General features: G+C 40.1%; 20 protein-coding genes. 2 read left to right on the top strand and 18 right to left on the bottom strand.

The window, feature by feature from the left end:
• Positions 1–736: 736 nt before the first annotated feature.
• From ABT310_RS00510 to ABT310_RS00495, 4 genes are read right to left on the bottom strand one after another with little or no spacing between them, the layout of a single operon-like run.
• Entirely contained in the window at positions 737–2,563 is a 1,827-nt protein-coding gene (locus ABT310_RS00510; RefSeq protein WP_375324816.1) for an ABC transporter ATP-binding protein, read from the bottom strand.
• Between the two features lie 3 nt (positions 2,564–2,566).
• Complete coding sequence (locus tag ABT310_RS00505) at positions 2,567–4,273, bottom strand: phospho-sugar mutase (RefSeq protein WP_375324815.1); 1,707 nt, start codon at positions 4,271–4,273, stop codon at positions 2,567–2,569.
• 59 nt (positions 4,274–4,332) lie between these two features.
• Positions 4,333–5,280 (bottom strand): glycosyltransferase family 2 protein, encoded by a 948-nt coding sequence (locus ABT310_RS00500; RefSeq protein ID WP_375324814.1) that lies wholly within the window; start codon positions 5,278–5,280, stop codon positions 4,333–4,335.
• 42 nt (positions 5,281–5,322) lie between these two features.
• Entirely contained in the window at positions 5,323–5,844 is a 522-nt protein-coding gene (locus ABT310_RS00495) for a DUF4199 domain-containing protein (protein ID WP_375324813.1), read from the bottom strand.
• Between the two features lie 160 nt (positions 5,845–6,004).
• On the opposite strand from ABT310_RS00495, the gene ABT310_RS00490 reads away from it, so the two are divergent.
• Together ABT310_RS00490 and ABT310_RS00485 are read left to right on the top strand one after the other, a co-directional pair.
• A complete protein-coding gene (locus tag ABT310_RS00490) occupies positions 6,005–6,274 on the top strand; it encodes a type B 50S ribosomal protein L31 (protein ID WP_375324812.1) in 270 nt (89 codons plus the stop codon).
• An 81-nt stretch (positions 6,275–6,355) separates the two neighbouring features.
• Positions 6,356–7,534 (top strand): GlmU family protein, encoded by a 1,179-nt coding sequence (locus tag ABT310_RS00485; protein ID WP_375324811.1) that lies wholly within the window; start codon positions 6,356–6,358, stop codon positions 7,532–7,534.
• A gap of 5 nt (positions 7,535–7,539) precedes the next feature.
• Here the strand turns inward: ABT310_RS00485 and ABT310_RS00480 are convergent, their stop codons facing one another.
• From ABT310_RS00480 to ABT310_RS00415, 14 genes are all read right to left on the bottom strand, one after another.
• Positions 7,540–8,256 (bottom strand): hypothetical protein, encoded by a 717-nt coding sequence (locus ABT310_RS00480; RefSeq protein ID WP_375324810.1) that lies wholly within the window; start codon positions 8,254–8,256, stop codon positions 7,540–7,542.
• Between the two features lie 104 nt (positions 8,257–8,360).
• The gene (locus ABT310_RS00475; protein ID WP_375324809.1) at positions 8,361–9,440 is read right to left on the bottom strand and encodes a family 16 glycoside hydrolase; all 1,080 of its coding nucleotides are present in this window, start codon (positions 9,438–9,440) and stop codon (positions 8,361–8,363) included.
• Between the two features lie 106 nt (positions 9,441–9,546).
• Positions 9,547–9,876 carry a TIGR04104 family putative zinc finger protein gene (locus tag ABT310_RS00470; RefSeq protein WP_375324808.1) on the bottom strand — a complete coding sequence of 110 codons (330 nt, stop codon included), beginning with the start codon at positions 9,874–9,876 and terminating at the stop codon, positions 9,547–9,549.
• A gap of 135 nt (positions 9,877–10,011) precedes the next feature.
• Entirely contained in the window at positions 10,012–10,284 is a 273-nt protein-coding gene (locus tag ABT310_RS00465; protein WP_375324807.1) for a DUF4242 domain-containing protein, read from the bottom strand.
• A 462-nt stretch (positions 10,285–10,746) separates the two neighbouring features.
• Positions 10,747–11,646, bottom strand: a complete 900-nt coding sequence (locus tag ABT310_RS00460) for a DUF1963 domain-containing protein (protein WP_375324806.1) — start codon at positions 11,644–11,646, stop codon at positions 10,747–10,749.
• Between the two features lie 210 nt (positions 11,647–11,856).
• Positions 11,857–12,600: a DUF6090 family protein gene (locus ABT310_RS00455; protein WP_375324805.1), complete on the bottom strand. Its 744-nt coding sequence runs from the start codon at positions 12,598–12,600 to the stop codon at positions 11,857–11,859.
• Complete coding sequence (locus tag ABT310_RS00450) at positions 12,597–13,346, bottom strand: DUF6090 family protein (RefSeq protein WP_375324804.1); 750 nt, start codon at positions 13,344–13,346, stop codon at positions 12,597–12,599. The genes ABT310_RS00455 and ABT310_RS00450 overlap by 4 nt, the downstream gene beginning before the upstream one ends.
• Before the next feature lie 93 nt (positions 13,347–13,439).
• On the bottom strand, positions 13,440–14,303 hold the full coding sequence (locus tag ABT310_RS00445; protein WP_375324803.1) for a polysaccharide deacetylase family protein: 864 nt from the start codon (positions 14,301–14,303) through the stop codon (positions 13,440–13,442).
• 30 nt (positions 14,304–14,333) lie between these two features.
• The gene (locus ABT310_RS00440; protein ID WP_375324802.1) at positions 14,334–15,860 is read right to left on the bottom strand and encodes an alpha-N-arabinofuranosidase; all 1,527 of its coding nucleotides are present in this window, start codon (positions 15,858–15,860) and stop codon (positions 14,334–14,336) included.
• Positions 15,861–16,034: 174 nt separating this feature from the next.
• The gene (locus ABT310_RS00435; protein WP_375324801.1) at positions 16,035–18,080 is read right to left on the bottom strand and encodes an amidohydrolase family protein; all 2,046 of its coding nucleotides are present in this window, start codon (positions 18,078–18,080) and stop codon (positions 16,035–16,037) included.
• A gap of 182 nt (positions 18,081–18,262) precedes the next feature.
• Positions 18,263–19,144 (bottom strand): 4,5-DOPA dioxygenase extradiol, encoded by an 882-nt coding sequence (gene ygiD / locus ABT310_RS00430; RefSeq protein ID WP_375324800.1) that lies wholly within the window; start codon positions 19,142–19,144, stop codon positions 18,263–18,265.
• Positions 19,145–19,203: 59 nt separating this feature from the next.
• Positions 19,204–19,728, bottom strand: coding sequence for a YceI family protein (locus ABT310_RS00425; protein WP_375324799.1), 525 nt, complete (start codon positions 19,726–19,728; stop codon positions 19,204–19,206).
• A 126-nt stretch (positions 19,729–19,854) separates the two neighbouring features.
• Positions 19,855–20,682 (bottom strand): helix-turn-helix transcriptional regulator, encoded by an 828-nt coding sequence (locus tag ABT310_RS00420; RefSeq protein WP_375324798.1) that lies wholly within the window; start codon positions 20,680–20,682, stop codon positions 19,855–19,857.
• 64 nt (positions 20,683–20,746) lie between these two features.
• Positions 20,747–22,048, bottom strand: a complete 1,302-nt coding sequence (locus ABT310_RS00415) for an alpha-L-fucosidase (RefSeq protein ID WP_375324797.1) — start codon at positions 22,046–22,048, stop codon at positions 20,747–20,749.
• Positions 22,049–22,180 lie beyond the last annotated feature (132 nt).

Genomic DNA, 22,180 nt, shown 5'->3' with positions numbered 1-22,180 from the left:
GAAGGGTGAAAGGTGAAGGGTGAAGGGTGAAGGGTGAAGGGTGAAGGCTGGGAGGAATCAAAGTGCAAGTGCAAGTGCAAAATGTAGGGAGTGATTCCTTCTAATTATTCAAAAAAACTAGCAATCCAATTATCTAAGAATCCAGAGTCAAGAGACAAGAGACAAGAGCCTAGACTAGAGTGAAAAGTGAAGGGTGAAGGGTGAAAGGTGAAGGGTGAAGGGTGAAGGGTTGATGGTTGGGAGGGATCAAAAGTTCAAGTTCAAGTTCAAGTTCAAGTGCAAGATGTAGGGAGTGATTCATTTTAATTATTCGAAAAATCTAACAATCCAATTATCTAAGAAACCCGAGTCAAGAGTCAAGAGTCAAGAGACAAGAGCCAGGAGTCAAGACTAGGGGGGATAAGTGAAAAGTGAAAGGTGAAGGGTGAAAGGTGAAAGGTGAAAGGTGAAAGGTGAAAGGTGAAGGGTGAAGGGTGAAGGGTGAAGGGTGAAAAGTTAAGGGTGATGGTTGGGGGGAATCAAAGTGCAAGTGCAAGTTCAAGTTCAGTTGCAAGTGCAAGTTCAAGTGCAAGATGTAGGGAGTGATTCCTTCTAATTATTCGAAAAATCTAGCAATCCAATTATCTAAGAATCCAACTATCCAAGTATCTAATTATTGACACTAATTTCTCGAATGGTCTCGAATGATTTAGTCATCCAATATTCCAATTATTTAAGAATCCAGTAATCGAATTCACTATGAGGTAAACGACTGCATTTCTACCAATTTCTTGTAGTTTTTGGCCGTTTTCATGAGTTGGTCGTGGGTGCCTTGCTCTACAATCTCGCCTTTGTTCATCACCACAATGGTGTCTGCATTTTGGATGGTGGATAGTCGGTGCGCAATAACGATGGAGGTACGGTTTTGCATCATTTTTTCCAATGCGTCCTGCACCAAACGTTCACTTTCGGTGTCCAAAGCCGAAGTGGCTTCGTCCAAAATCATGATGGGCGGATTTTTAAGCACGGCCCTTGCAATGGAAAGTCGTTGTTTTTGTCCGCCACTGAGTTTGTTTCCACCATCGCCAATATTGGTGTCGTAACCGTGGGGCAAATCCATAATGAATTCATGGGCATTGGCTACTTTGGCCGCTTCTATAATCTCCTCCATGGTCGCATTCTCTTTACCGAGGGCGATATTGTTTTTTACGGAATCGTTGAACAAAATGGAATCTTGGGTCACCAAGCCCATCAATCCACGAAGTGATTTTTTGGTGATGTCCTTAATGTTGGTGCCATCGATCAATATTTCACCTTTGTTCACATCGTAAAAACGGGTCACCAAATTGGCCACAGTACTTTTTCCGCTTCCTGATTGCCCCACCAAGGCCACGGTTTTTCCTTTTTCAACCTTTAGGTTGAAGTTTTTTAGTACGTAATCGTCTTCATAACGGAAGCCTACGTGGTTCAATTCAATGGCGGTATTGAAATCGGTTTTTTCCAGTGCGCCCTCTTTATTTTTGATTGGATTTTCGGTTTCCAAAATTTCAAGGACACGTTCCGCTGCGGCATTTCCTTTTTTAACTCCGTAAGAGGCTTTGCTGATGGCTTTGGCAGGGGTTAAAATGTTGTAAGCCAAACTCATATAGGCAATAAAGGATGATGCATCCAAAGTTTTATCGACCAAAACCATTTTGCCGCCAAACCAAAGTAGTACACCAATTACCAAAATCCCAAGAAACTCCCCTGTAGGTGACGCAAGATTTTGACGGTTTAGCAAAGAGTTGGAGAATTTGAAAAAACGTGTGGTGGAAGTCTTAAATGTTTTATAGAACTTGGATTCTGAATTAAAGGCTTTGATGACACGAAGACCTCCCAATGTTTCTTCCACAATGGATAAAAATTCACCTTGTTCTTTCTGTACTCGGTCCGATTTCTTTTTCAAGGATTTTCCAATGCGAGAAATGATCATCCCAGCTATTGGCATAAAAATGAAAACAAAAATGGTGAGCTTTGCACTAATACCGAACATGACGATAATAGTAAAAAAAATGGTCAAAGGTTCGCGAACGATCAATTCCAAAATGGACAGAAAAGAATGTTGAATTTCCAAAACATCGGAAGTGATCCTCGCAATTACATCCCCTTTTCGTTTTTCAGAAAAGAAAGAAATGGGCAGGTCCACAATTTTCTCATACATTTTATTTCGAATGTCTTTCAATACTCCATTTCGTAAAAAAGTGATGAAATACATCGCTAAATAGTTGAAGATGTTTTTCATTAAGAACAATGCAAGTACAAGTGCAAGTACAAGCACCAATCCTTTCATATCATCGTCACCGGAATAGGCTGTAACCTTATAATTGATGTATTCTTGAAGATAGTCCTTCAACTGCCCCATTCTTTGATAAGAGGGTTTGGTATAGATTTTCTCTTCTGGCTTAAAAAGTACATCCAGCATTGGAATCAGTGCCGCAAAAGATAACGCACTAAACAGGGCATATAAGATGTTAAAGAATATATTCAAAAAACCATATTTACGGTAAGGTCCCGCAAATTGGAGGATTTTCTTAAAGTAGTTCATTCACTATAAATTCAGCTCGGATAGGATCCCTTCAATCTTGGTTTCCAACTGCGAATTTACGGAATAATAATCGGCTGCCTTGTCCAATTTTGCATTTGTGCTGATATAGAACTTAACCTTGGGTTCCGTACCGCTGGGTCGGGCTGCGATTCGGGTGCCATCTTCGGTTTCGTAGATCAGCACGTTCGATTTCGGAATATTGATGGGTTTTTCTTCTCCCGTCTGTACATTTTTGGCAGTTGAAGTGTTATAATCCTCTATCCAAAGTAACTTGGAACCTTGTACCGATTCCACTGGGTTTTCTTTGAAATCTTTCAGCATTTGCTTTATTTCCTCGGCACCGCTCATTCCTTTTTTGGTCAGGGAAATCAATTTTTCCTTGTAGAATCCGAACTGTACGTAGGCATCAATCAAATCCTTATAAAAAGAACTGCCATTGGCTTTGGCACTGGCTGCAATTTCACAGGCGAGTAGGGTAGAGGTTACGGCATCTTTATCGCGGACAAAATCACCTACCATGTACCCAAAACTTTCCTCGCCACCACCAATAAAGGTGGAGCTTGGGAAATCCTTAATCATTTTACCGATCCATTTGAACCCTGTCAATGCAGTTTTAAACTCCACGCCGTAGGCATTTGCCATTTGTTCCATCATTGGGGTGGAAACAATGGTCGTGGCAATAAATTCGTTGCCCTTAAATCCTTTTTCCTTGTATTGGTCCAAAAGGAATTTGGTCATCAGCACCATGGTCTGGTTGCCATTGAGCAATTCCATTTTTCCTTCCAAATTGCGTACGGCAATGCCCAAACGGTCACTGTCTGGGTCGGTTCCCACCACCATATCGGCACCGATTTCCTCGGCTTTTTCAATGGCTATTTTAAGTGCAGCCGGTTCTTCCGGGTTTGGAGATTCCACGGTAGGGAAGTCGCCATCGGGCTCTGCTTGCTCTTCTATAATGGTTACGTTGTTGTATCCAGCGCGTTTCAACACTTCAGGTATAGCCGTTATGGAAGTTCCGTGGAGCGAGGTGAAAACGATTTTAAAATCGTCTTTTCCTTTGGCGTCAAAATTTCCATTCCTGACCGAGGCATCAAAAAAGGCTTCATCTACTTCTTCATCTATTAAATGAATCAAGTGTTCATCTTTGTCAAATTTGATATCCTCGAAAGAAAGTGCATTGATTTCAGCGATAATCTCTCCATCCTGTGGAGGAACAATCTGCCCGCCATCGGCCCAATATACTTTGTATCCGTTATATTCTGGCGGATTGTGCGATGCTGTGAGAACGATACCAGCATGACAACCCAAATGTTTTACCGCAAATGAGAGTTCAGGCGTGGTTCTTAAATCAGAAAACAGATAGACACGAATGCCATTAGCGGAGAAAACTTCTGCAACTGTTTTGGCCAATGTTTTGGAATTGTGGCGGCAGTCGTAGGCAATCACCACTTTAATATCACTATCGGAATATGTTTTTTTAAGGTAATTACTCAACCCTTGGGTGTTTTTTCCCAGGGTGTATTTGTTGATCCTATTGGTGCCCACGCCCATAACACCGCGCATTCCTCCTGTACCAAATTCCAAATCCTTATAAAAACGATCTTTTAGTTCTTCAGGGTCGTTATCGATAAGGTGTTGAATTTCTTTTTTGGTATCGGCATCAAAAAAATCTGTGAGCCAGGTCTGTGCAGTTTTGGTAATGGATTCCATAGTGTTTTATGCTAATTTATTGGCTTAAAAATACAAAGATTATAAGGTTTGACTAAGCGCTACACATTAATTTTATCGGAGATCTTGTAGCGTGTGTCGTTTTTTCGGGAGCGCACCATGATTTCTCCCAAGAAACCAGCCAAAAACAATTGTGTTCCTATGATCATGGCAGTCAATGCTATATAAAATTGAGGGCGTTGGGTAATCAATCTACCTAAAGGATTCAAGAATAATTTATCTACCCCAAGGTAAATGGCAAATCCAAAACCAACAAAAAACATGAGCACACCCAAGGCGCCAAACAGGTGCATGGGCCTACGCCCGAATTTAGAAACAAACCAAATGGTGATCAAATCCAAAAATCCATTGATAAAACGATCTACACCGAATTTGGTGGAACCGTATTTTCTAGCTTGATGCTGCACCACTTTTTCCGAAATATTGGTGTAACCGGCATTTTTGGCCAAAACTGGAATGTATCGGTGCATTTCACCAGATACTTCTATGGTTTTGATTACATGATGATCAAAAGCCTTTAATCCACAGTTAAAGTCATGCAATTTTACCCCAGAAGTTTTCCGAGCTGCCCAATTGAACAGTTTGGAAGGGATATTTTTTGCGATTACCGAATCGTAACGCTTCTTTTTCCAACCCGAAACCACATGATAGCCTTCTTGGGTGATCATTTGGTACAGTTCAGGGATTTCTTCGGGGTTATCTTGCAGGTCGGCATCCATGGTGATGACCACCTCGCCCTGAGCTGCCTTAAAACCGGCATGCAAGGCTTGTGATTTTCCGAAATTCTTTAAAAACCGAATGGCTTTTACGTTGGGGTTGACTTGGGAAAGCTCCGAAATGGTTTTCCAGGAACCATCGGTGCTACCGTCGTCTATAAAAAGGACTTCATAAGAAAAATGATTGGATTGCATAACATGTACAATCCAATCATGAAGTTCTTTAAGCGATTCTTGCTCGTTGAGTAAAGGAATTACAATGGAAATCTGCATTGCTTGTTTCTCGAATTCCTTTCAAAAGTAGTATTTTTTGTTTTAGTATTCAGGTTGCGATTTTTTCAAGATAAGTCCTGTGATAAGTCCCAAGACCAAACCGATGACACTGTTCATGATCAAAACCACTGGATATTGTATCCATGCAAAACCTTTTTGCATTTCCACACCTTGTTGCCATTGTTCCTCAGTCATGTTAGGATTGTTGGCCATTGCCTTTGGTTTGGCCAATTCCATCGCTTTGTCCATAAAATCGGGTTCGATATAGTGCGTGAGCACGTATTGATAAATCAAAGAAATGATGGTGCCCACCAAGGCGAGCCCTACAGCAACTTTTAGGGCATCCGAAATTTTTAAGAAGCCCCCATTGGCCTTTTTAAAGGCATTTACCGCAAAAAATACAATGGCCGCCATAATCACTATGGAAATTACAATGACCGCAGTACTTGTTTCATAATGCATTTTTTGGGTGTACAGCATTACGCCGAACACAACGGATATAACGCCTAACAGCACCCCGTAGTTAAGCGCAAATTTTCCTGTTTTAACTTGTTGTTCTTCCATTTTTTTTAAAGTTTATGTTGATTGCAATTGGTTAGTGTAGGATGTAGTAAATTTGTTACAGATAAAATTAGTTTTTATTTTTAGGTAATTTATTGTTGGAGGATTAAAAGAATTCATTAAATTTGCAGCCTGAAAATTCAGAGATTAAGTATTTTAGACGATGAGAAAAGATATACACCCAGAAAACTATAGATTGGTTGCTTTTAAGGACATGTCAAACGAAGATGTGTTCATCACCAAGTCCACAGCAGAAGCTAAAGAGACCATCACCGTTGATGGAGTTGAATATCCTTTGGTGAAGTTGGAAATTTCTAGAACCTCCCATCCATTCTACACCGGTAAAACCAAATTGGTCGATACTGCTGGTAGAATTGATAAGTTCAAGAACAAATACAAAAAGTTCAGTAAAGAAGAGAAGGAGACCGAGTAGGTTGCACTTTTCAACGAAATATAGGAACGCCCTCGATAATTGTCGGGGGCGTTTTTTAATTTTATACCCTAACACTGCGCTATGAACTATATTCTTTCGGACGGTTACCACCGCGAAGACCTTTATCCGTTTACGTTTACCCGACCCGTTGCTGAAATTCGAACCGGGATTTTGACCATCAGTGAAAAATGGGAAAAGTGGTTGGGTTCATCGGTGAGTTTTAAGACCGAAGAATACCTGTCTGAGAAATTTCCATTGACAGTGGCTGCCGAAAATATAGTGATCAATAGCAGTTATTTGCCAAATATATCTCTGGTGAAAGCTGTTAAAGGTTTACAATTGGGTGAAGCCTTAATGGATGGCGAAGCATATATTGCTTATGCAACCGCAGAACCTAAAATTGCTTTTGATGCCTCAAAATTCAAAATAAGCAATTTTGACAACGAGGTGTTGACCATTAAACATACCTGGGACATCTTTTCCAAGAATGCAGCCGCTTTGCAGGCGGATTTTGATTTGTTGACGGAAGGAAGAACCAGCCAACCCATATCCAATACCAACCAAGTAGCAAATCCTGAAAACATTTTTATCGAGGAAGGCGCATCGGTGGAGTTCTGTATTTTGAACGCGACCACAGGACCCATTTATATTGGCAAAAACGCCTTGATGATGGAAGGTTGTATGGTGCGTGGTGGTTTAGCGCTTTGCGAAAATGCAATATTGAAAATGGGCGCCAAAATTTACGGAGCCGTAACTGCTGGACCTGGTTGTAAATTGGGTGGTGAAGTGAACAATGCTGTTTTGTTCGCTAATTCCAACAAAGGTCACGATGGTTTTCTTGGAAATTCTGTGTTAGGGGAGTGGTGCAACATAGGGGCCGACACCAACACTTCCAATCTAAAGAACAACTATGCCGAAGTTCGACTTTGGAACTACAAGACAGGTGGCTTTGCCAGAACAGGATTACAGTTTTGTGGTCTAATGATGGGCGACCACAGTAAATGTGGTATCAACGTGATGTTCAACACTGGAACTGTGGTAGGGGTTAGTGCCAATATTTTTGGGAGTGGCTTCCCCAGAAACTTTATTCCGAGTTACAGTTGGGGTGGAGCAACGGCGGGTTACACTACCTTTAAAACCAACAAAGCCTTTGAAGTGGCCACGGCCATGATGAAACGTCGGAATATGGAGTTTGATGAAACAGAGGCCAAAATTTTGGAGCACGTTTTTGAGTTTACCCAAAAGTGGCGGAATTTTTAATGGATTTATAAGTACTTTGAAATAATACAGTCGGCACTAATTCTAATTTCTTTTTTGATTTTTTGGATGTTCAGCAACCGTTCTTTTGAATCCAAATTGCCATAATAATCAATAAAATGTTTTTCAAACAGCATACCATTGTGGAACTCCTTTGTGGTTTTCCACTCTTCATAAGCAGTGGAAAAATCCAATGTAGGTTGTTGATGGGTCGTATTCTTATCAATCAAATAAAATTCTTCTCCCAGCTTTAATCTTTTCTTTCTTTTAGACTTGATTGAAGTTAATTTATATCTGTAATAAAGAGTTTTATTTATTGAGGTATCTTTCAATTGAACAAATTCATGATTCTTGGTTTGCTGCTCCGTATAAGGATTGATATATGAAGAAATCAATTTACAGGCTATGGTTAAAAATGAAGAGGCTTCAAAATCAGATTTTGATACACTTACATTAAAAGTAACACCCCTATAATCCTTAAAGTCCAAGAGATATAGTCCATTATCCAATTCCTTAAGAATACATAGATAACTGTTATCTCGTGAATTGGTTAAATACACTTTTTTATACGTAATATCCTTATCTATAAAGGTCCTGTTTTTAATTTCAATTGTGTCCTTAAAATGGGTTACTTCATAGGTTGCCAATTGGTCAAACACATAAGTTTTCTGGGAATAGCCAAAAGTGAAAACAAAAAAAACAAAGAGGCATAGAAATACTTTCATGGCACTGAGGTTCGATGAAACCGTTTGGTTTTCTATTTAAATGAAATAGAAAAGTAGAGATTACTTTAATAATCAAACCATTATGGTGATGAAATGCCCAAAAATTAGTCCAATTTCCCCATCAAACCCCAACCATTCGCTTTGTCAATCACCACACAATGCAAGGTGTTGGCACCTTTTTTAAGATGTAACGGTATTTTATTGGCAGATAGCCCCAAATGGCCCTGAAACTGGTTGTTTTTGGACCGAAAGGTATTGTTACCGTAAAAAATGGGCTCTCCATTTAAATACACCACAATCTTATCACTGTAATCAAATGAGAACAATTTGGTTTGTTCTGTTTCCACGGAAATTGTAGTCGAAGCAACCGTAAAAGCTTCTTGGTTGGCTTCAAAATTACCAGTACTTGGTTTTACCAAATATTTGGAGATTGGGAGCATTCCCGACGGCTCTGTGAACGCTGTGGTAGTTTTTGCTTTTTCAAATTCATTGAAAACAACCTGCCCTTCAACATACGGTTTGGCTTGGGTGAGTTGCCATTCCGAAATAATGCCTTCAGCAGGAGTAATTATCGGGTAGGGTTCTTTAACTAAAGCATCCCCTGTTTTTTTGATGGAAATATTGGAAAAACGATTGCCGAACAATGCCCAAACACCGATTTCACCATTTAGATTGCCCGATTTTAAGTTATCTACCTGCAATACTTGTTCTCCATTCACAAAAACGGTTGCAGTCAAATTTTCCACCTTGATGCGAAGTTGGTTCCAACCGTGATGTGCAAAAGTGACCTGCGCTTGATGTTCTGGATACAATTGCCAATTGCTTTCCCCGTGATAGGTGGGCGTATATTGCACAGCATCCACTTGATTCGATTTATGCATGCGCAGGTAGACCTCCTCAAAGTTTTGATCTTGTTTTCGGAACAAAAACCCTGCAAAACTACGCTTGGTGTTGGCATAGACCTCCATTTCCAACTCACCGTTTGAAAATGCAATGTTGTTGGCATAAGCCTTACCGTTCAAAACCATGGTGGGACGGCCGTCAAAAAATTCGAATACCATCTGCCCCCCTTTTTCAACGGTCCAATGTTCTTCTTGTAATGGAATATTTTGAATGGTCTGTGCGTGCAATAGCTCTGACATCCAAAGGATGCAAAGGACTAAAGGAATTCGAATAAGCATCATGTGTTCGTTTTTTGATTGCTGATTGTTGTACTCTTTGTCGATGAGAAATAATTTTCCTAACAGTAATTCGCGAAGAGGATTCGGCAATCTTTAAAACAATGGCACGCTAAGAATGACTTTGATTTGACTCTAACTTCTTTCTTTTAAAATTAAACAGGAACATGACCAAAGTGCTGAATACGAAGATAAAAAAGACAGTGGCAATTAAATCAATAAGGAATTTTGAATCCCGGTCTGCTTCCGATAGGGCCCAAAAAAGCCCACCTACCACCGTGCCAAGTCCAACACTTAAGCCAGCTAGAATGCGGTTTTTAAGGGTGTGTTCGTAAACCGTGTTGCATTGGGAACAAACAATGGGACCGTAGGCTTTTAGCCAAAACGATTTGAAAATCTGTCCCAAACTTATTTTTTGCTTACAATTTTCGCACTGTTGCATACCAAATCATTGACCCATTCCATAAGAATGCTGTTCCTCGGTACTACCTAAAATAAGGAAAAAGCATCCCAGAATGCGAAAAAATCGTGGAAACAACGTTTTTCTACTTTCAAATTAGCTTGAATTGAAGTGAATTTATTCCGCCGTCGTTGGGTCAATGATGGTGGAAACCCTACTGATCACATTGGCGGGAAAACCGCCTTGGGTGGCATGTTCCTTAATCATTTCCTCATTGGGCGCATTATAAATGCAATACACTTTGTTGCCCGTAACATAACTGTGTACCCATTGAATTTCTGGCCCCATGTTTCGCAATACCCCGCAAGAGGTTTGCGACATTCCTTGCAATTGCTCTGAAGTCAAGTCGCCAGCTCCAGGCACTTCCCTTTCGATTACATATTTTGGCATAGTGGTAAATTTTTTGATTCCTACTCGTATGGTTTTTCGGACTCACCCCGTTTTTTAAATGGTCTCTGGATTCCATTTGTACTTAACCTACAAGATATTAAAAAAAAGAAGGCGATGCTAGCTCAACTTTATCTTATTGCATTGAAAACCAATCACTTTTATTGAAATTGACCATTGGTTTCTGGTCGTTGAGAAAGTATATTCGAACCCAAATCAAGCGCGCATGCACGATATTGGACCTATTGTAAAGAAAACAAAAAGTTACAAGAGGATGTACTAAAGTTACCTTGATGAATTGGGATGGACGAAAAATGAGTTTCGTTATCGGTTTGGTATAAGAAAAGTTGCGGTTTTGTCAGCGAGGATTTTCCGCAGGAAAATCAGAAGTTGGCAAAAAGAGCAACGTACTTAGTTTAAGCCTAAAGCTAGCAATTTTTTTTATACGTTGTTGTACGCAGTATTTTATGTCATTTGAAACGACATTTTAATATCGTTAAAGTTTTTATTTTCTAAATCTGTTTTTGATAGTCCAAAATAATAAGTTCCACTTCCACCGAATTTTGTCAAATCAGAATTTGAATCATAACAGTCTAATTGTAAAAGCAATTCAAATGTTTTTGATAATTCTAATATATCATTCCATCTCTTTTTATATTCCGAACTATCAACTCCATAAAGTCCTAATTCTTTTGAAGCTAAATCATAAACAACGCTCAATTGAATTGACCTGTCGTATCCAAGAATCTGATGCATATTATCTGAATCTTGATATAATTCCTCTGTTATAAACTCCTCTGTTGGTTGATAAAAATAGAAGTATAAATCATCGTACTTTTTATTGAGTTCAAAAAATCTGTAATTCTCGTCATCTGGAATTGTATAGAATTCAAAATACTCGATTAAAGCTGTTTTGAAAGATTGATTTTCTTCAAGGTCTTCTGGGAATTCCGTTCTGATGAGATTTTCAGATTCGCTGTAGATAAATTTAAATTCTTGATTTACTCCATTAAATTCTTTCCATTTCTCATCAAGACTTAAAAAGATGTAAAAGAAACCTTTATTCGGCAAAATATTTTCTTTATCAAATCTCTTCAGTTCAGACAAATTATATTGAGCACAAAATAACATTGGAATATTATTCGCTCTTGGCCATTCAAAGTCTTTTGGCAAATCAGGTTTTCCACCAATTTTAGATTTTCCAACTTTTAAGTTTTTGTCATCACTCGCTTTTGTTTTAATTCCAACAGTTGGTCTAATCATTTTGATTAGTTTTTCCTTGTCCGCTTTTTCAATTTCGATTTCTTCCGAATTCCGAATGAATGACTTTATTTTCTCTAAATTGTTCTTTTTAAAACTAAACATTTATTTCAGCGTAATGTTTTTGGGATATTGCGTACAACGTTAAAAGATATGAATCGTTTATAATGATTTATATCGCCCGATAACGAAGTTCTGTGATTTTTTTTTAACATCTCAAGCTGCAGGATTATTGGTTTATCTATTTTTTATCAACAGTAATGCTAAGAGAAAATAAGGTGTTTATGATTAAAATAATTTTTCTAGATCTTGTAATTAGGGCACCTTGGTTTCTTCAATGATCCTGTGGATGTTTTTTTCAAGTCGTTCGTGGAAATTGAGATAATTGGTCAGGTCCCACACCTGATTTTCCATATTGTTTTCAAATTCCAAGTCTTGAAACATGCTGTGGTAATTGGTTTGCAGTTTCGATTGTTCTTCCCAATTTACAATACTGAACCGGTCAATATTTTTCATGGAGGCATTTTTTGTCAGATAAGGCAATAACAGGGTCTGGCTTACCTCATCCAAAGTGTTGTAGGCTTCTGTGATCTGTTCCAAATTACTGGACCATTCAAAAAGTAAGATCCGTAACGAATCTGAAGAAATCAGATTTAACTTTCCCGAAGAAATCAAATCCGAATACACTGCCTGACTGGGTTTGTAGATGATATAATCCAAACTTTGCGATAAAAGACTGTCAATGTTATAGGCTTCCAGGGTAGCTTCAGGTTCACCGATCAAGTTCATGACCGTTTTCGCTGCTGCTAAAAGGGCTTCGTGGTGCATTTTCGACTCTTGGAGCATTATTTTATTTTGCTCAAACTCTAAATTGAGATTCTTAACGATTTCTTTTTCATTTTTTTGGTTCGCCAAATCGTTGTTCCAATTATTGATCTTCAATGCAATCATAATTCCGATGACAACTAGAACGATTTCCCCGATGGCATACAACAGATACTTGCTGAACTTGTTTTCGGAGAGCAGTTGTTGACGGATTTTTCTAAAAAATTTGATCATGGTTGTTCCTCATAGGTCTCACATTGCGCAATCATGGCCGTAATACGCTCTTTAGCCTCTTCGTAATAACCCAACATAAACCCATTGATAAACACGCGATTGGTGATGTAATTTTCAAAATCTGGTTTTAGCAGTAGGGCTTCGTTGGTCCTGTCAAATTTGGAAGCATCTAATCGAAAGGGGCCACCGGAAAACAAATTTCTGTTAAGGGAGTTTTCCAAAAGGTAATCGAAATAATGGCTGCCCCGTTCTACATAAAAGTCGCCCCAATCCAATAAATTGGTGTAAAACGTTTCCCATTCTATCAGTAATATCTTCAGCTCTTCATTGGATAGGTTGGAGAGTTTGCCCGAGCTCTTAATATTGCTCAACGTATATAAACTGGGATCCCAAACGGACATTCTAGAGGTCATGCTCACCAAACTGTCCACCTCGGGCAAAGTACCGAACTCATAGTCGGGACCGGTATGTTCCAAAAGGGTATTACAAGCCTGAATGACACCCTGAAGCGAGAGAATATCCCCACTGAGGCTGTTCAGGTTTTTTTCAAATTCGAGTTTAAGGCTGGCAATGGTCTCCTTTTCTTGCTGGGCAAGCTTGCGGTTTTCGTTCCAGTTATTGATTTGGAGGGCAATCAGAATTCCGATCACCACCAAAATAATTTCGCCCAAGGCGTAGATCAAATATCTAGTGAATTTGTTTTCGGAAAGCAAGCGTTGCCGAATATTGCGAAAAAATCGAATCACGGAAGGTTGGTTTTCCTAAAGATATGATTTTTATGTAATTGGATAGGTCAATTTGTGTGGATGGTGAAAGAATGTATTTTAATGGACGGCGATTTAGGTTAAGCGGTTTCTAATATCGTTCCAAGTCACTAGTTGGATTTGGTGGTTTTTGAGGATTTCCCTTGTTTTTTCGCTGGTAAAAAAGTCGAAATCCTGCTGTCGCCATTTTGTCCCAAAATTGGGATGGTTAACCGTTACGCCCTGCATTTCATGTTCGTCAAAAGCAGGGTGAATCAGAATGAGGTTAATGCCCGGATTTAAATTTTCTAAAACGGATTGGTAATAAGCTGCCAACCCCTCGTTTTCAAAAGAGTTGAATTTTGCGACAAAGGTCTGGTCTATTTGAAAATCATTTGAATTCAGGTTCGCATTGGGTTCCAGTCCCACCATCTGCAACAATTGCTGGTTCACCAAAACAGGAAGGTTGTACTGTTCGCCCAAACTTTTATACACTTCAAAAAACTCAGGATGTGCCCCAACGCTGTACATATGCGAATCCAAATGACTTGGGTTTAGGCCAAATTCGAGTGCTTTTTCAATTTGGGCACGAAGTTCTTTTTGAACCTCCTCGGGCTTGGCATATTCACTCAATTGTTCCCTTTTCTTAAAGAAATGCCCATGCTCGTCCACCAAACTGGGCACTACGGAAACGGGAAGTATAGGACCAAAACGATAGGTTTCCCATTCGCAGGTCAAGGTTAGGTGAATGCCACAGTCGAAATTCGGGTTGTTCTTGGCAAAAATGGCCATCTCATGAAACCAAGGGCAAGGCACCATAATGCTGTATGAATTGACAATGCCTTTTTCCAAGGCTTGAATGGTAGCTTGGTTCTCGGAATGGGAAAGCCCAGCATCATCGGCATGGATCATCAATAGTTTGGCATTGGCATCAAAGCCCAATCGTTGCGCGGTGGTCATTGGCAAAAGGAGGTTTTGCACATTGAATTGTTATTGAAGTTGCATCAATACAATGGAATGTGCTGGAATTTCCACGCTCATGGCATTCCCTTTCGCTTTTGACACATTAAAATCTTGGATCATTACCTTCTCTTTTTTACCAAAATCGTTGTAATCCGTAATGTTTTTCGCGTTTACAATTTTACCACTGATGTTTTTAAATGATTTGCCCAAATCAAGATTTAGGGGCATGGCCTTTTCGGGATTCGCATTGGTGATGGTAATATTGACCACACCATCTTTTTCGGATGCCGAAGCCGTCAACCCAGGAATGGATTCACCGTTGAACTCATAGTTTTCCGTGTCTAGGGTAGTGGGAATCAATTGTGCATCTTGGTGCACATTGTACATTTGAAATGTGTAATAGGTTGGCGTTTTTACCATCTGGGCCCCATTGGTGCGAATCACCGATTGCAATACGTTAACAATTTGGGCTACGTTGGCCATACTGATACGGTCTGCATGGTTGTTAAAAATGTTCAGGTTGATTCCGGCCACCAAGGCATCGCGCAGGGTGTTCTGTTGCTGTAAAAAGCCTTCTTTGGTCCCAGGCAACTTATCGTACCAAGTGCCCCATTCGTCCACAATCAATTTAATTTTTTTCTCAGGGTCGTACTTGTCCATAATGGCCAAGTGCTGTTGAATATAATCTTCGATGACCATGGTGTTCTTGATGGTTTTGAACCACATTTCTTCCCCGAAATCGGTGGAGGAACCTTTGCTGCTCCAATCTTTAGTGGGCAATGTGTAGTAGTGGAGCGAAAGGCCTTGAGTCAAATGCGTTTTATTGTCAAGGGATTCCAATATGGTTTCTGTCCAATTGGTATCACCTCCCGATGGACCGCAGATTACTTTTTGAAAACCTTCACCACTGATATAGGAAGAGTAGTTCCTAAAAATATTCGCATAATAATCGGGTGCCATATCACCGCCACAACCCCAGTTTTCATTACCGATGCCCCAGAACTTTACATCCCAAGGTTCTTCGCGACCGTTCTTTTTACGCAGAGCCGTCATGGGACTATCGTTGTTGGAGGTAACGTATTCCACCCAATCACGGGCTTCTTGAACTGTGCCCGAACCCACATTGATGCTCAAATAAGGTTCGGTACCAATAAGTTCACAGAAGTTTAAAAATTCGTGGGTGCCAAAGCTGTTATCCTCGGTAACGCCACCCCAAAAAACGTTTACTATGGAAGGGCGCTCTTCTTTTGGTCCAATTCCATCTTTCCAATGGTACGTATCTGCAAAACAGCCTCCCGGCCAACGCAAAACAGGTACTTTGAGTTCTTTTAAAGCTTCTACCACGTCGGTTCTATATCCATTTATATTCGGAATATCAGAATCTTCGCCGACATAGATTCCTTCATAAATACAAGTGCCCAAATGCTCCGAAAAATGACCATAAATCTCTTTTTCTATTTTGATTTCGGAATTATCAAAATTTAGGGTCAGTTGGTTTTGTGCGGATACAATAAGGTTGAATGCAAGGCAAAGTACCAGTAGGATTCTTTTCATTTTTTTAGTTTGTTTGATCATTATGTACCGTCTAAAAATAACAAGTAAATTGAAAAAGACTTATAAATTCCTACAATTTGATATCAAAATCCACAATAACCATGGATTTTGTTGGATAAAACAAAAAAGCCAGTAACCGAAAGATACTGGCTTTTTCCTATGCTGAAAAAGTATTTATTCCTTCACTTCAGGTTTTTCGGTAAAGGGGGTTATGCCAAACTCGGGATATACCTCCGAGGGATAATAAAAAGTTCCGCCACGAGAAACCATTCCAATGGTTTTGATGGCCTTAATGTTTTCCACTGGATTGCCGGGCACCAAAAAGAAATCAGCCAATTTTCCCAGTTCTATACTTCCCAAATCTTCATGACCCAGATATTGAGCCATATCATAACTGGCAAGTTTTAAAATTTCCGCATTGCTGTAACCTAGTTGTTCGGTGTAGAGTTCCATTTCACGATGCAGGTTAAATGCGCCGCCCAAGTCAGTTCCTGCGACGATTAGAATGCCTTTGTCCTTCATCAGTTGCAAGGTCTCCACGATTTTATCGTAAGCTTCGCGGTAGGCTTTGTCCTCTTCTTCATCGGCAATTTGAGCCATGGCTACTTTAAGTCCACGTTGCTCGTTTGGCGGCATGTGATCCACATAATCCACCGCCCCCGGGGTCACGGTTCCGTTACGGGACAACATCAAACGTTCATGAATGGCCAAAGTTGGGTCCATTGCAGTTTTATTGGCCACGAACAGGCCTAAAGTTTCTTGAACTTTATCACTGTTCAAATCAAGTTCTGGAAAACGTTTCATGGCGGTCAAACGCAACAGTGTACGGGTATCTTCCTCTGGTTCCAATACCCAACCCAACATGGTTTGATTGATGTGGGTCATTTCATCATAGCCTGCATTTAGCATGGCATTAGCGTTGGAGAATGCTGGAACGTGCCCGGTAACTAACAAGCCTTGGTCGTGTGCTTTCTTCACTATGGCAGGTGCCCAATCTCCGTTCATACTATTATACAATTTAACGCCATAAAAGCCCAAGCTGTCGTAGGTGTCCACAGCTGCCAATGCTTCTTCCAGGGTTTCCACCAAAATACCATTGTTGCTATTGAACGGACTTTTTCCTTCGATGAAGCCCAAACGGGTCACTCTTGGTCCAGCCAATACGCCAGAATCAATCTTGTCAATCAAATTGCTCAAGACCTCGGTATTGTTTCCCATATCACGGAAGGAGGTAACTCCTGCCAACACGTTTAAAAGGGCACCATTATCACCTGTGTGTGCGTGCATTTCATAAAGTCCCGGAACTAAGGTTCCGCCATTGCCTTCAATAATCACTTCATTCTCCCCTGTGGCATCGGCAGCTTCGATAGCAGTGATTTTGTCGTCTTCTACTAAAACGGAAACCGGGTCGGTCAACGCCATGGCCTTTGGGTCAAAGACTTTGACATTCGAAATACGAACTTTTTTGTCGTAGTTGTGGGCATATTTTGTTTGTAGATCTTCATATCGCTTCGCAGAATAGTTTTCTGCCAATTGACGCATGTCTTTTTCCACGGATTCGTACCCATCTCGGATTACTATAAATCTTGGAGTAATGGCGGCGAAAAATCGTTTGGCATCGTCCAAAATAAAATAGGAAGGGTTTAGGTCTGCACCGGATAGGGCATAGGTGGTCAACGCCAGTTCTCCTTCACCTGAAGCATTAGGAACGCTCAGGGTTTCCATTTCAGTCAAGGTCAATTTTCCTGCGGGTAACACGGAAAGGGTGTTTTCTGGTGCGTTGAGCAATAAGCGGGCTGCTAAAACGGAGGTGTAAGGGCTTCCAAATTGGTTCACATACAATTGAGGGGTTTCCAAGGTAGCGTTTCCCGATCCTGTGGCATCGGTCCAAGTGGCTGATGATGCTTCAATAGCAAAATGTTCGTCTATGGCATTTCCAAAGGTGGTGTTACCGGATATTTTCCAATTGATGGGAAAGCCTTCGGCATTAAGCACCAAAGATTCTTTAATGGTTGGTCCCCGACCATTGTTTTTGTAATCGTAATCAATATTGATGGTGTCGCCCGAAGTGTTGGCCGTTAAGTAGCCCACCTTGTTTTCACCGACGATTACGGTATAGCTTTCTTCCCCTTGATAATTGGCCAAGGAAGAAGTGGTTTCTTTTTTACACGCAAAGCCCACTAATAGTATCAGGCTTAACAAAGTTATTCTAAGTTTCATACGGTTGGTTTTAATTAAATGCAAAAGGTAAGGAATTATTGGTTTGGTAAGCCTTTGTTTGATTTTGAAAAATCAAAACCCCGGTATCACTGGTACTTGATTACCGGGGTCTATCATCAATCAAAAAACGAACTACTTAAAAGAGTTTCCTGTGTTTACATTCAACAAATTTCTGCTGGCATTTATGCGATTTTCAAGGACATCATTCCAATGGAACCGCCTACCACTTTGTTGTTGAACAGGGTTATATCTTCAGTTTTCCCTAAAAGGGCCAATATATAAATCAATGGGAGGTAGTGTTCTGGCGTTGGAATTGACATAGAAAAACTGCTCCCTTGTTTCCCATAATCTATCAATGCGGAATGGTTTCCGTCCTTAATAAAGGATTCTATTTTTTCATTGGCTTCTTCGGCCCAATCCCAAGCATACACATCGTTCAATTTATCCCAAGCCACTCTTCGTAAATTGTGCACCACATTACCGCTGCCAACAATCAATACGCCTTTGTGACGCAAGCTTTCCAATTCCTGTGCCAACTCGTAGTGATATTGTGGGGTTTTGGTATAATCCAAACTCAATTGAATCACGGGTACATCGGCATTGGGATACATGTGTTTGATAACACTCCAAGCGCCATGGTCCAATCCCCAATGAAGGTCAAGTTCCACTTCGGTCTTGGTTATTACATTTTGTGTTTCTTTGGCCAATTCTGGACTTCCAGGTGCAGGATACTGCACATCGAACAAGGCTTGTGGAAATCCACCAAAATCGTGAATGGTGGGTGGGTTGTTCATTGCGGTAACCTTGGTGCCACGGGTTTCCCAGTGGGCGGAGATACATAAAATTGCCTGAGGTTTTACTACATCATGTCCCAATTTTCTAAAATTGGAGACAAATTCATTTTCTTCAATGGCATTGATGGGGCTCCCATGACCCAAAAACAACACCGGCATTTTGGGTGTGTTGGGCAAGCTTTGCTTTAACGAACGCAATGTGCTTAAATCTGTCATAACAGTTGCTAAGGGAACCAATCCCAATCTTTTAATGAATGCCTTTCTGTTCATGTAAAAGGGGGAACTTTAACTGAAGCCCAGGCCCCTTAGGGCCCGAACTACTGAGTTAGTTAAGCTTCAGTTTTTACAAATTGAACCTCTGCGGCGATTTTTACATCGTCGCTCACCAAAACCCCACCAGTTTCAAGGGCAGCATTCCAGTTAAGTCCAAAATCTTTTCTGTTGATTTTCCCTTCAATGGAAAAACCAGCTTTTTCGTTTCCGTAAGGGTCGGTCATGTAACCTCCGAACTCCACATCCAACTCAATAGTTTTTGTGGTGCCCTTAATGGTCAATTCACCAGTCATTACATAATCGTCATTCTCTTTTTTGATAGCAGAACTTTTAAAGGTGAGTTCAGGGTACTTTTCTACATCGAAAAAGTCGGCACTTTTTAAGTGACCATCCCTGTCCGTATTATTGGTAAATACTGAACCGGCATCAACGGTCGCCGTGATTGTGGAGTCCTCGAAATTTTCACCATGTATTATTGCATCAAAAGTGGTGAACTCACCTTTTACGTTACTGATCATTAAGTGTTTTACCTTAAAGGTAATTTCACTGTGTGTTGGGTCTAACTTCCAAATAGTAGCCATATCTAATTTTTTTTAATTATAGAATTTATTGCATCAAATAGACAACAATGAAGCATCATATTTGTATATACAAATGTCGTAAATAGTTTACGGTAATGGGTATTACCAATAAGAAAAAATGTTGTACTATTCGGTAATCAAGGCTTTTATTTCTCTTCTAAAGGCAGTTGGTGTTTGTCCAGTTTTTCGCTTGAACACCTTGGAGAAGTAGGCTTTTTCATTGTAGCCAATCTCAAAACCAATATCGGCAATATTCTTGTTGCTATTGATGAGCAGGTTTTTTGCCTCGGTAAGTTTGCGTGTCTCGATAATTTCGCCTGCACTTTGCTGCATAACTTCTTGACAAATGATATTTAGGTTTCGTTCACTCATAAAAAGTTTATCGGCATAGAACGAAATTTTCACATTACGTCTAAAGTTTTCCTCAAGGATATGTAAAAAGTGGGTGTAGGTTTCTGATGCGGAATTGGCAGCGTCTGCTTCTATGTTTGTTGGTTTTTCATGGTTGATGATGGTGAGCAGGGTCAAATACAATTGCTTTATCACCGCTAGACCAGGGGAAGGACGTTGGATTTCGTCATGCATCATTTCACATAAAGTGGTCAACCTTTCAAAGCAAGCATTGGAGGGCAGGGTTACATTGGCTCTGTTATGAAAATACCCATACATTTTAAATATCACTTCGGACATAAACTCGCTACGAAAACGAATTACCCAAAGGTCGCATTCACCATTGTGGGTTTGTGGACGCAACAAATGGGGTTTACCTCGGGTCACAAAGCTAATAAAGGGAGCATAGACTGTTTCATCTTCGAAATCGATAAAATGAGAGATTTTACCTTTGGAGCCAATGATCATTTCCTCAAAATCGTGCACATGGGTCTCAATATGCTTATCTTCCAAGGCTTTTGCATCTTCGGTGGTAAATTTGAATATGGTGAACAATTCTTGCACAAAGAAATACTTACAAATGGCAAGATAAAGATAAAATCATTCCCAAAATTTAAGTTGACCCCAACTATTTTAAGGTTACTTCCAAGACAAAATCCGCTTGATTATAATCACGATTTTCAGGTAATTCTACCAAAGTACCGTATGAATTTGTGCTGTGTTTTAATTTTTTCTTGGATTGAAAATCGACCACGCCCAAAATCTTTCCTTCCACTTTTGGGAAAAAGAAATTATTGGTTTTCCAGTCCATAATGTGGATGTAAATCGTATCCTCTTTTTGTGTAGATACCCCCCAACTTTGTGGTGCAATAGGGCCACCTCGGGTTCCATAAATGGATGTGCCGTAGGTGGAAGTCCAATCGCCGACCACTTTTAGGGTGTTAATAAATTCAGGTTGAATCTTGCCGTTGGGCATGGGGCCAACATTGAGCAGAAAATTGGAGTTATAGCCTGCTGCTTTTACCAAATATTGAATCAGCTCCTTGGAGGATTTGTAATTTTTATCCTGCAACGAAAATCCCCATCGGTTCGCCATGGTCTCAGCGGTTTCCAATGGCAGTTCACCAATCTCAGAATCTCCACTGAATCCACCTTTGTTTTCTCCGGGCAGGTCTTTTTCAAACATTTGAAAATCTTCACCTTCATTGGGAGCTTGGTGGTGGTTACTGCCGATCATGGTCTGCGGTTGTAGCTCATGAATTAAATCATATGTTTTTCTTAACTGCCAATCTGCTTCTTTTTTGTCCCACCAACCATCAAACCAAATGCCACCTATTTCGCCATAATTGGTCAAGAGTTCGGTTAGTTGCCCGTTCATATAATTCAAATAGTTTTCCCAATTCCCATTGTCAGGTCTTCCAGATTTGTTTCCAGTATCTCCTCTTGGGTAATAATCGTTATGGTGCCAATCGAGCTGTGAATAATAAAGAAACAGTTTGATACCGTGTTTTTTACAAGCTTCCGCCATTTGTTTGATGACATCTTTTTTATAGACGGTTCTGTCCATAATGTCCCAATCGCTCAGTTTGCTATCGAACATGGCAAAGCCATCATGGTGTTTGGAGGTAATCGTAATGTATTTCATTCCTGCTGATTTGGCCATGAGCACAACTTCTTCCGCATCAAATTCGGTTGGATTGAAGAAGGCAGGAATTTTTTCGTAAGTGGCGACATCAATACCTTGGGTTTCCATGACCCATTCGTGAACTCCCAAAACAGAATAAACTCCCCAATGGATGAAAAGTCCAAACTTGGCATCTTGAAACCATTCCCTGTTTTCCAAATTTTCGGGGGTTGGTTGGTATGTTTGGGCAAAGGATGTATGGGATAAAACAAAAGCCATAATGGCAACCGTAATATACTTTTTCATTTTTGGTTTGATTTAGTTATTGATATGCGGCAAACAAGTTAGATAATTTTCAATTGACAATAAACGATTAACAATAATCAATGGACAATTAATATTGAGCAATAATCAATTTATAATTTTATCCAACAATCC

Source organism: Flagellimonas cixiensis (genome assembly GCF_042134615.1).
Taxonomy (GTDB): Bacteria; Bacteroidota; Bacteroidia; order Flavobacteriales; family Flavobacteriaceae; genus Flagellimonas; species Flagellimonas cixiensis.
Note: the sequence above shows the minus strand (reverse complement) of the source record. Positions and strands in the feature narration are given on the sequence as shown.

Excerpts from the sequence above, each read along its gene's own strand:
- ABT310_RS00490 (WP_375324812.1), top strand. The coding sequence starts at position 6,005 with ATGAGAAAAGATATACACCCAGAAAACTATAGATTGGTTGCTTTTAAG.
- ABT310_RS00500 (WP_375324814.1), bottom strand. The coding sequence starts at position 5,280 with ATGCAGATTTCCATTGTAATTCCTTTACTCAACGAGCAAGAATCGCTT.
- ABT310_RS00435 (WP_375324801.1), bottom strand. The coding sequence starts at position 18,080 with ATGAAACTTAGAATAACTTTGTTAAGCCTGATACTATTAGTGGGCTTT.
- ABT310_RS00425 (WP_375324799.1), bottom strand. The coding sequence starts at position 19,728 with ATGGCTACTATTTGGAAGTTAGACCCAACACACAGTGAAATTACCTTT.
- ABT310_RS00460 (WP_375324806.1), bottom strand. The coding sequence starts at position 11,646 with ATGTTTAGTTTTAAAAAGAACAATTTAGAGAAAATAAAGTCATTCATT.
- ABT310_RS00465 (WP_375324807.1), bottom strand. The coding sequence starts at position 10,284 with ATGCCAAAATATGTAATCGAAAGGGAAGTGCCTGGAGCTGGCGACTTG.
- ABT310_RS00440 (WP_375324802.1), bottom strand. The coding sequence starts at position 15,860 with ATGAAAAGAATCCTACTGGTACTTTGCCTTGCATTCAACCTTATTGTA.
- ABT310_RS00475 (WP_375324809.1), bottom strand. The coding sequence starts at position 9,440 with ATGATGCTTATTCGAATTCCTTTAGTCCTTTGCATCCTTTGGATGTCA.
- ygiD (WP_375324800.1), bottom strand. The coding sequence starts at position 19,144 with ATGAACAGAAAGGCATTCATTAAAAGATTGGGATTGGTTCCCTTAGCA.
- ABT310_RS00505 (WP_375324815.1), bottom strand. The coding sequence starts at position 4,273 with ATGGAATCCATTACCAAAACTGCACAGACCTGGCTCACAGATTTTTTT.
- ABT310_RS00480 (WP_375324810.1), bottom strand. The coding sequence starts at position 8,256 with ATGAAAGTATTTCTATGCCTCTTTGTTTTTTTTGTTTTCACTTTTGGC.
- ABT310_RS00470 (WP_375324808.1), bottom strand. The coding sequence starts at position 9,876 with ATGCAACAGTGCGAAAATTGTAAGCAAAAAATAAGTTTGGGACAGATT.
- ABT310_RS00455 (WP_375324805.1), bottom strand. The coding sequence starts at position 12,600 with ATGATCAAATTTTTTAGAAAAATCCGTCAACAACTGCTCTCCGAAAAC.
- ABT310_RS00510 (WP_375324816.1), bottom strand. The coding sequence starts at position 2,563 with ATGAACTACTTTAAGAAAATCCTCCAATTTGCGGGACCTTACCGTAAA.
- ABT310_RS00495 (WP_375324813.1), bottom strand. The coding sequence starts at position 5,844 with ATGGAAGAACAACAAGTTAAAACAGGAAAATTTGCGCTTAACTACGGG.
- ABT310_RS00485 (WP_375324811.1), top strand. The coding sequence starts at position 6,356 with ATGAACTATATTCTTTCGGACGGTTACCACCGCGAAGACCTTTATCCG.
- ABT310_RS00415 (WP_375324797.1), bottom strand. The coding sequence starts at position 22,048 with ATGAAAAAGTATATTACGGTTGCCATTATGGCTTTTGTTTTATCCCAT.
- ABT310_RS00445 (WP_375324803.1), bottom strand. The coding sequence starts at position 14,303 with ATGACCACCGCGCAACGATTGGGCTTTGATGCCAATGCCAAACTATTG.